At 35.3% G+C, this 8,312-nt stretch carries 9 protein-coding genes; 5 read left to right on the top strand and 4 right to left on the bottom strand.

What is annotated here, in order from left to right; genetic code table 11:
* On the top strand, nt 1–220 hold a 220-nt coding region (locus tag HMPREF0027_RS12160), incomplete at its 5' end, for a hypothetical protein (protein ID WP_005621015.1).
* 503 nt (nt 221–723) lie between these two features.
* On the opposite strand, the gene HMPREF0027_RS00150 is transcribed toward HMPREF0027_RS12160, so the two are convergent.
* From HMPREF0027_RS00150 to HMPREF0027_RS00135, 4 genes are read right to left on the bottom strand one after another with little or no spacing between them, the layout of a single operon-like run.
* Nucleotides 724–2,304, bottom strand: a complete 1,581-nt coding sequence (locus HMPREF0027_RS00150; protein ID WP_005621013.1) for an AlwI family type II restriction endonuclease — start codon at nt 2,302–2,304, stop codon at nt 724–726.
* Nucleotides 2,297–3,205 carry a DNA adenine methylase gene (locus HMPREF0027_RS00145; RefSeq protein WP_005621009.1) on the bottom strand — a complete coding sequence of 303 codons (909 nt, stop codon included), beginning with the start codon at nt 3,203–3,205 and terminating at the stop codon, nt 2,297–2,299. The genes HMPREF0027_RS00150 and HMPREF0027_RS00145 overlap by 8 nt, the downstream gene beginning before the upstream one ends.
* A complete protein-coding gene (locus HMPREF0027_RS00140; RefSeq protein ID WP_005621008.1) occupies nt 3,206–4,207 on the bottom strand; it encodes a DNA adenine methylase in 1,002 nt (333 codons plus the stop codon).
* A gap of 33 nt (nt 4,208–4,240) precedes the next feature.
* Nucleotides 4,241–4,573: a helix-turn-helix domain-containing protein gene (locus HMPREF0027_RS00135; protein WP_005621007.1), complete on the bottom strand. Its 333-nt coding sequence runs from the start codon at nt 4,571–4,573 to the stop codon at nt 4,241–4,243.
* Between the two features lie 131 nt (nt 4,574–4,704).
* Here HMPREF0027_RS00135 and HMPREF0027_RS00130 point away from each other — a divergent pair, with 131 nt between their 5' ends.
* The 4 genes from HMPREF0027_RS00130 to HMPREF0027_RS00115 all read left to right on the top strand — a co-directional run bounded on the left by HMPREF0027_RS00130 (nt 4,705) and on the right by HMPREF0027_RS00115 (nt 8,211).
* Nucleotides 4,705–5,742 (top strand): IS1595 family transposase, encoded by a 1,038-nt coding sequence (locus HMPREF0027_RS00130; protein ID WP_005621006.1) that lies wholly within the window; start codon nt 4,705–4,707, stop codon nt 5,740–5,742.
* Between the two features lie 3 nt (nt 5,743–5,745).
* Nucleotides 5,746–6,165, top strand: coding sequence for a hypothetical protein (locus HMPREF0027_RS00125; RefSeq protein WP_005621005.1), 420 nt, complete (start codon nt 5,746–5,748; stop codon nt 6,163–6,165).
* 117 nt (nt 6,166–6,282) lie between these two features.
* A complete protein-coding gene (locus tag HMPREF0027_RS00120; protein ID WP_005621003.1) occupies nt 6,283–7,542 on the top strand; it encodes an AAA family ATPase in 1,260 nt (419 codons plus the stop codon).
* Nucleotides 7,543–8,211, top strand: a complete 669-nt coding sequence (locus HMPREF0027_RS00115) for an RloB family protein (RefSeq protein WP_005621001.1) — start codon at nt 7,543–7,545, stop codon at nt 8,209–8,211. It begins immediately after the preceding gene.
* Nucleotides 8,212–8,312: the final 101 nt, after the last annotated feature.

Below are 8,312 nucleotides of genomic sequence, written 5' to 3'. Positions count from 1 at the left end.
GGCTTCGGATAAATCCGAGATTGCAACGCTAGGTAAATTGCGAAGCACAGCAGACACATATAGAGATATTTTTTTATTCTTTTTCATTTATTTGTTCAATATACATAAAAAAACATTGACTTATTACCAAATAAGCCGTTTTTCTCTTGTTAAATTGGTTGAACAAAAAATGGGAAATTTCCCGAAAAAGCAAACGAGAAGATTCGCTTTAAAAAAGTGACAGTATTCTAGAACAAAATTTGATCGATTTGCAATAGAGAAAGTAACTATATAAAATAAACCTTTCTATTTTAGATATGGCTTTCAAAGCAAATTATTACTAGATAATGAACCAGCACATAAAACCATAAATGTTAAGTAATTAAGAATTTCTTTGTGTGGTACAAGGCATTCAAGATTTTCTAAACGCTAGACACAAAAAATACCCATCTGAAAAATTCAGATCGGCTCAAAGCGTTTTTTGATTGCTTTGAATACCAACAGACACACACCGAATATTTACGGTAATGCTAAACGAGATGAACTCGTCTTAATGCAAATAAAAAACCATCAAATGTTATTTATCGCCAGTGGGCTAATCAGCCCTTATCGCCTGAATAGAGGGCGTATAGAAATTCGATTCAAAGCCAACGAAATATGAGAAAAAATTGCTGAGAAGTCAATAAGAAATACCTGTTTCTGAGTTTAAGGTAATCAAATTCAGAAACAGGTATTTATCCAAAGTTATGGGAGATTAAATAAATTTTCAATTTTTTGCGTTAAATCCTGTGTATGGCTCTGCATATCTAGCAAATTATTTTCTGCGAGTGTAACATCAACGAATTCATCAATCGCATAAGGTTTTAAATAAATGTTGGCTTGCTTTGACTCAAGTTTATTCAACACAATTTGCGCCCGATAAAATTGGTGCGTATCCGAATGAACCAATGGCGCGACAAATGACAAATAATGAGCCTGATAATTTGCTAATGCATCATTAAAGTGACGGATAACTGAAGTTGTTTCTGCGTTCAGTTGCTGCTGCTTATTTTTAATTAGTGTAGCTTCAATTAACCAATAAATATCATTGGAAAACAATTCAATATCACCTTTTCGTGCTGGGGCGTGAGAAATTGGTAAGCCATTATGGTCGGCAACAAAATTTGGCTGAACACTAAATTGATTTTGATATTTTAAAACCAGCAACAAACTCAATAAAAATTCTAATAGCAAAGGTTCTGCTACATAATACAAAATCGGTAAAACGTTTTTGCTTTTATTTTTGCCTTGAGCCAAGCGTTTAAGCTCTTGAACAATTTGCGCTTCAGTCAAATTCAATTCAGTGTTTTCAAGCAGCTTTTGTGCTTTTTGGTTAAATTTTGTAACCCGATTAGGTGTATCGGCTGCAATCTCTAATAATTTATCGGTTAATTGTTCCAATTTCTGAAAATACAAGTGCGGATTTTCTTTTTCTGCTTTACTCAATTCTATTTTTATATTCAATAAATTATCTATCATTTGGCGATTATCTTGATTCAGCTCAATCATTGTTGTGCCTTGATAAGTAACCGATACAAAACCAGTCAAAATCAACACGCGCAACACCACATCAGGATAATCGCGTGTAATTGTTTGATCTTTTAAAGTTGAACCAAATTGATCTCGCACAAATTCTGCTACATTATCCAAAGTCAGTGAGTGACCATCGATTAATTGACGAAATTTTGTGACATCGCCATCTCGACTAAATAACGACACAATAAATTGTGGATAAGATAAATGAGATTTCTCTTTCAATACATTGATAATAAAACGGAAAAAATTAAAATCGTTTTTTACATTGCGATATGGAGAACGGCGATTGTATTTCATCGCTTGCACCGCAAAAGCCACTTGCTCGCTGATTTCACCAGCAAGCAATTTATTGGCAATCGCAGAAAATTGAAATGGCTGTTCATATTGTGCCAGCACAAAACCTAATTCAGACAGTGTTCGCATATATGTCCAAAAACGCGCTGCGTAACCTTTTGGAAAGCCACCATCGCTGTTTCGGGTTGAATTGACTTGTTTCACTCGCTCCTTAATACTATCAATCGTACTATTTTCATCAATTGGTACACCATCACTTTTTACAATTTCTTGTAAATATAATGAACTAACAATGTCTAGTAAAACATCATCATTCAAAATCTTATCTTTAAACGGTGCAACCGTTTGTAAGATGCTTTTATAGCGCTCGGGATTGCGGATGGCGGTTTCAAATGCCATTTGTTTGTATTCGGCAGCACGTTTGGCGCGTGGCGTTTTTTGCATAGGTTTAGTCATAATTGCACACCAAAATTTCTGTAAAATCTTTGTTGCTGTTGTCGTGATAACTGATGTAATTACTGTTAATACGGTGCGTGTGGTATTGCTGCGCCCATGTTTCGAACAGCGTATTCACTCGCCCTTTGTAATGCGTTACATTGGAAATCGCAAAACGAATATTCTGACGATTCAAATCATCAAGCAAATTCAACAAACGCCGTTCATCATCTAATTGCCATAACTTATTGTATTCACTAAATGTAATCAAATAAGGGGGGTCTAAATAAATGAAATCGTGTGAATTGGGCTGCACCGTTTCAAGAAATTGTTCGTAATCTTGATTGTACCACGCGATTTGATTTTTCAGGCTACCTGAAAACGCAAAATAATTCTGCAAGGCTTTCACCACGTTTTTATTCCAATCCACATTTCCCACAGGCAAATTGTAATTGCCTGACTGATTAAACCGTATCATGCGATTAAATCCGTAAATTAGCAAAACGTAAAACCGCAATAAATCTGTTTGGTCGCGGTTGAAATCATTGCGCAATTTTTCAAACGCGATTTTGTTGTAACGCGCAATATAGGTTTTTTTGTGCTGCCGTTTTAATTCATCGGGAATATCGTTTTTCAAATAAGAACAAGATAAACCATATTGTTGAATTAAATCAAAGGCCGCTTGAAAAAAGCCTTCACTGTTTTCACTATGCTGACTCAAAAATTGATGTAGTTGAATAACCCAAGAATTGATGTCATTCAAGCAATACGATTGCGCCTGAATATTCAAAAAAACTGAACCGCCCCCAACAAACGGCTCAATCCAACGCTGAATATTTTGTGGGAATTTTGGGGTGATTTCATTTAATAATTTATATTTGTCGCCAATATAAAATAAAGGCGAACGTTTAAATTGACTCATTTAATCAGTAACTTTGGTAATAAACAGCAATTCTTGATGATTGCTAAATTCGGTTTTGCCTGTGTTGAATGCGCGATGTTCTTGGGTAAATATTTGCGTTTGACCGCGAGAATTGAGCGTATCCACGATTTGTTGCAATTCAATTTTGTTGCGTGAAGAATTGCTTTTGGAAAAATAAGTGTTGTTATACGAAACAACAATATACTTCGCCTGAATGTTGGCAACTAAATCAGCAAACACTGTCGGCGCGGTGCTGCGACAATAATCGCTCATGTTTTCGGCAGGAGGTTTCATCGCTACGCCCGATAACATGGGTTTATTCCACTTAACCAATGTTTCGTAAACATGATAAAAACGGCTGTATTGACGTGAGTTGTATGGGGGGTCTAAATACACCACATCAGCGGATTGTTGGCGCACGAGTTGATTGGCATCCTTCTGAAAAATTTGGAATTTTTTCTGAATGGACCAATTAACCAAATCAAACGGCAAAGGTTTGGGCGCAATGTCTTTTTTGATATACGCATCAAAATGCCCGACTGTGTTGGCGATTTTGTCCGCGCTGTAAATCAAGGAAGCCAGTAAAATGCTGTGTTCCTTTGGTGTTAAATTCAGGCTGTCTAAATATTCACGCGCAAAACCAATCTGTTTGGCAACAGCTTCGCTGAAAAATTTACCGCCAAAATTATCCGAAAAATAATTATTCGGTAAATCATCAGGTTGCCATGTTTGAATGGTTTGCGCGATATGCTGAATTTTGGTTTTATCAACTTCGCCCACGCCCCAAAACGCCTGATAAATCACGTGATTGGCGTGTAATAGATCATTCACCAGCACGCACTGAAAATGGCTAGACAGTGCATTGGCTACGCTGCCTGTTCCTGCGAATACGTCAAAAAATGTATCATTGCTAGATGTGTGTAATAAAATCAGTTGCTTAATCCATTGTGTGAGCTTGGTTTTGTTGCCAATGTAACGGCGATTTTCTATCAGATAGGGCATATATTGTTTCTATGTTTATTTTTAAATAATAAATTATTTCTTATAGGAAATTTCTCTAAAAGTAATTGAAAAAGCATCTTTTAAATTCTCAGGCATTGTGCGGTAGTCTGTAATTAATTTCGTTTCTTGCTCTGACATTGCACCTTTTTGTGGTTCAGACTGAAACATTTCACCTTCACCACTCACGAGCCAATTTAAATTCACTCCTGCTTTAGCAATGCCTGACATTCCTTCTGCATTGGGTTCACGTTCACCACCGATATAACCTTGCATCGTACGATAGGCTATTCCTGTTTGTTCTGCGAAGTCCGTAATTTTCCAATTTTTAGCCTCACAAACTTGTCTTAATCTTTCTGATATGCACATTTGAGCGTTCCATTTTCAATTTACAATTGACAAATTACGCAAATGAGCGTATATTTGTTTTTAGTTTAAACGCATTTTATCACGTTTGAGCATATTTAAAATCTCTATTAACATAAATTTTAAACAAGACGATGACTCAGCATTTCTTACTTTCTAGCAAAGCTCGCTCGCTTTCATCCTACGAGATTGCACAACTCTCGGAAGAAGAAGCATACGATTTGCTTTGTGAATTAAGATGGGGTGGCAAAGAGTTCATCACTTGCCCTAAATGTGGGGTGCAACACAAGCCTTATTATATTTCTACACGTAAACAATGGCGTTGCAAACATTGCAATCACACTTTTAGTGTCACTTCTTGCACCCTTTTTTCCAATCGCAAGAAACCAATTAAGGTTTATCTCTATGCTTTAATGGAGTGGGTAAATGCCGTCAAAGGATTATCTTCCCTTCAATTAGCTCGTAATGCAAAACTTAATCCTCGCACGGCATTTGTTTTATCACATAAATTCCGCAAGGCATTATTAGAAAGTCGTGATATGAAACCTCTTTCAGGCGTAGTTGATATGGACGGCACTTATGTTCATCCTGCACCACGCAAAGCAAATAAGAAATCTGACCGCATTGACTATCGTTTAAAGGAAAATCAAAATCCTGATAAACGTTGTGTCATGGTTGCGCGTGAGCATTATTCGTCAGAAGAAAAAGCCAATAATGTGTTGCATTGTGGGGCAAAACGTTCTCACGTTTTTGTGGCACATACTGAATCGCAATCGGTGATAAAAAGTTTTGCCGATAAGTTCATTAAACCGAATACACAAATCAATACTGATGAAAGCACGGCTTATGATGTCTTGTTGCCTTACTATAACTTGAGAACTGTAAACCATAAAGAAGAATATCGCAGTGACTTAGGTGTAACAAACAATCAGGCAGAAAGTCTATTTAGTCGTTTCAAACGTATGTACTACGGACAAGTTCATAGAATTAGTAACGAATATCTGCTTAATTATGCCAATGAAATTGCGTACCGTGAGGACAATCGCCGTACTTCGAACAAAACCCAATTTATCGACGTACTGAGCCGATGTTTAAAAACCACCAACGACAATAACGAATGGTGCGGTTATTGGCAGCGGAAGATTATTCATCAAGAAGTGATTTGGCAGTAGATTATGGCGTATAACCTTGATAAGAAACTGAAAGAATTTGAGTTCGAGCGTAAGCAAGTCCTACATCATCTCGCCTTGCTTGATGCGAACATTGCCACCTTGAAACGCGCCATTGAACTCACTCAACAAGAAAGTGATGTCACACTCTACAACACACAGAACTTTGTTTATCGTCGAAAATATAAACTCTTCAAGGGTAAAATTCGCAAGTACATAGTACAAATGATGCGAGAAGAGCCAAATAAAGCCTTCACCATTGCAGAACTCACGCAACGCATTTTCGATATTGAGCAAAATCCCGATACGCCATCCGAAAAACATCTTGATTCCGTCCGTAAGCAACTCAATGAGTTCTATCAAAGAGGCTGGATTAGCCGAACACAAATTAGTCAAAAAGAAGTGCATTGGCAATGGAGGCAATAGTAGTTATGTTAAGTCTCGTTGTTTTGACTGAAAAAATGATTAGATCTCTTGCATGAACAGCTTTTTAATGTTATTTTTGGAAAAAATTTCCAAAAATAACATTAAAAAGGTTTTATTATGCTTGTTGATTTCAATGTAAAGAACTTCCGTTCATTTAATGAGCGACAAGATTTTAGTTTAATTAAGAGTAAAAGTGATGAGAATCTAAATAATTCTTTTAATATTAATGAAAACTCAAACTTTAGCTTGTTAAAAACAGCTGCTATTTATGGTGCTAATGCTAGTGGAAAATCCAATTTTTTGAAGGCATTATCAACAATGAAACGCATTGTCACTGGAAATTATCAACGCGGAGATAAACTCCCTGTTGTTCCGTTTAAACTAAATAGTTCTACAATTAATCAGCCAACAGAATTTGAGATTACATTTATTGTTGATAACGTACGCTATCAGTATGGTTTTAGTGCATCTTCAACCCAAATCTATGATGAGTGGTTATTTGCCTATCCTAAAAATCATGCTCAAAAATGGTTTGAGAGGATTTGGAATGAAGAAAATAAATCATATGATTGGAAATTTAGTTCATTCTTGTTAGGTTCGAAACAAATCTGGTTACAATCAACGAGAGAAAATGCTCTATTTTTAGCAACCGCAGTACAATTAAATAGCGAACAATTAAAACCTATTTTTGACTGGTTTAATGATACCTTACATTTTGCGAATTCTGATGGGTTCGCACCTATCTTTACAGCAAATTTATGTGAAGATGATAGAAAAAGAGATGTTTTAAAATTTCTAAAAATGGCAGATTTTCATATTTCAGACATCAAAGTTGAAACAACAGAATTTAATATCGCTGAACTACCAGCTGATATGCCAGAACCATTAAAGGATTTTTTAAGTCAAAATCTCAAAGGTGAAAAGAAATTACAGTTAGAAACTGTTCATGTTGATAATAATGGTAAGCCAGTACCATTTAATTTCCATGATGAGTCAGATGGTACTCAAAAGTTTTTTGCTTTTGCTGGTCCAATTTTAGATGTTCTTAAAAATGGTTATGTCTTATGTATTGATGAATTGAATGTAAATTTACATCCTAAACTTGTTCAATTCCTAGTTGAGTTATTTCATAGTAAAGAGAGTAATACTAAAAATGCTCAATTGATCTTTACTACACATGAAACTTCTATTTTAACGCAGGATGTTTTCCGTAGGGATCAAATTTGGTTTTGTGAACGCTCAAAAGAACAATCATCTGTATTATACCCATTGTCAGACTTTAGTCCTAAAAAAGGTAAAGAAAATTTAGAGTTAGGCTATCTTTCAGGTCGATATGGTGCATTACCATTTATTAGCACATTTTTTGGAGTACAATAAATGGGAAGTGATGATTTACATAAAAAAAGAAAAGCTCAAACACTAAAACAAAAACAGAGAAAAATAGGAATAAGAAAGGCTTATGATCGAGTGTTAATTGTATGTGAGGGATCTGAAACTGAACCTTTATATTTCAAAGCTCTGAGAGAAGAATATCAATTGCATACTGCAAATATAGAGATCTGTAACCCTTCAGGTTCAGATCCAATGAGTATTATAAAGTATGCTAAAGAGCGATATGTTGCCGCTAAAAATGAAGGGAATCCTTTTGAAAGGGTATATTGTGTTTTTGATAAAGATCAACATACAAATTATGATTCGGCAATTAAGAGCTTAGAATGCATGCCACCTAAAAATATCTTTTTTGCTATTACATCAGTTCCTTGTTTTGAATATTGGATTCTATTACATTTTACCTATACAACAAAACCTTATATTGGAACAGATAAAAAATCATCAGCTGATAATGTCATTAGTGAATTAAAACGATACATTCCAAATTACGAGAAGAATGTTAATATTTTCAATCTAATAAAAAATAGTCTATCACTTGCAATATCAAATGCTAGAAGAGCAAATGAAGTCGCTAAAAAAACGTCTACGGATAATCCATCCACTAAAATAGTTGATCTTGTAGAATATCTGATCAATTTGTTACACCAAAAATAAGAGTATTTTTAAATTTTGATAAAGTAGCGGTATCTCTACCGCTATTTTATCCCTATTTCAATGGTTTTAACCGCCAAAATCTAAAGCCGTTTTCCACAATG

Origin of the sequence: Actinobacillus ureae ATCC 25976 (assembly GCF_000188255.1) — a bacterium.
GTDB lineage: Bacteria > Pseudomonadota > Gammaproteobacteria > Enterobacterales > Pasteurellaceae > Actinobacillus > Actinobacillus ureae.
The sequence above is the reverse complement of the archived record's forward strand: the minus strand, read 5'-3'. Positions and strand labels throughout refer to the sequence as shown.

What these genes read in the sequence shown, in the direction of transcription:
- HMPREF0027_RS00135 (WP_005621007.1), bottom strand. Translation starts at nt 4,573, where the DNA reads ATGTGCATATCAGAAAGATTAAGACAAGTTTGTGAGGCTAAAAATTGG.
- HMPREF0027_RS00150 (WP_005621013.1), bottom strand. Translation starts at nt 2,304, where the DNA reads ATGACTAAACCTATGCAAAAAACGCCACGCGCCAAACGTGCTGCCGAA.
- HMPREF0027_RS00130 (WP_005621006.1), top strand. Translation starts at nt 4,705, where the DNA reads ATGACTCAGCATTTCTTACTTTCTAGCAAAGCTCGCTCGCTTTCATCC.
- HMPREF0027_RS00145 (WP_005621009.1), bottom strand. Translation starts at nt 3,205, where the DNA reads ATGAGTCAATTTAAACGTTCGCCTTTATTTTATATTGGCGACAAATAT.
- HMPREF0027_RS00140 (WP_005621008.1), bottom strand. Translation starts at nt 4,207, where the DNA reads ATGCCCTATCTGATAGAAAATCGCCGTTACATTGGCAACAAAACCAAG.
- HMPREF0027_RS00115 (WP_005621001.1), top strand. Translation starts at nt 7,543, where the DNA reads ATGGGAAGTGATGATTTACATAAAAAAAGAAAAGCTCAAACACTAAAA.
- HMPREF0027_RS00125 (WP_005621005.1), top strand. Translation starts at nt 5,746, where the DNA reads ATGGCGTATAACCTTGATAAGAAACTGAAAGAATTTGAGTTCGAGCGT.
- HMPREF0027_RS00120 (WP_005621003.1), top strand. Translation starts at nt 6,283, where the DNA reads ATGCTTGTTGATTTCAATGTAAAGAACTTCCGTTCATTTAATGAGCGA.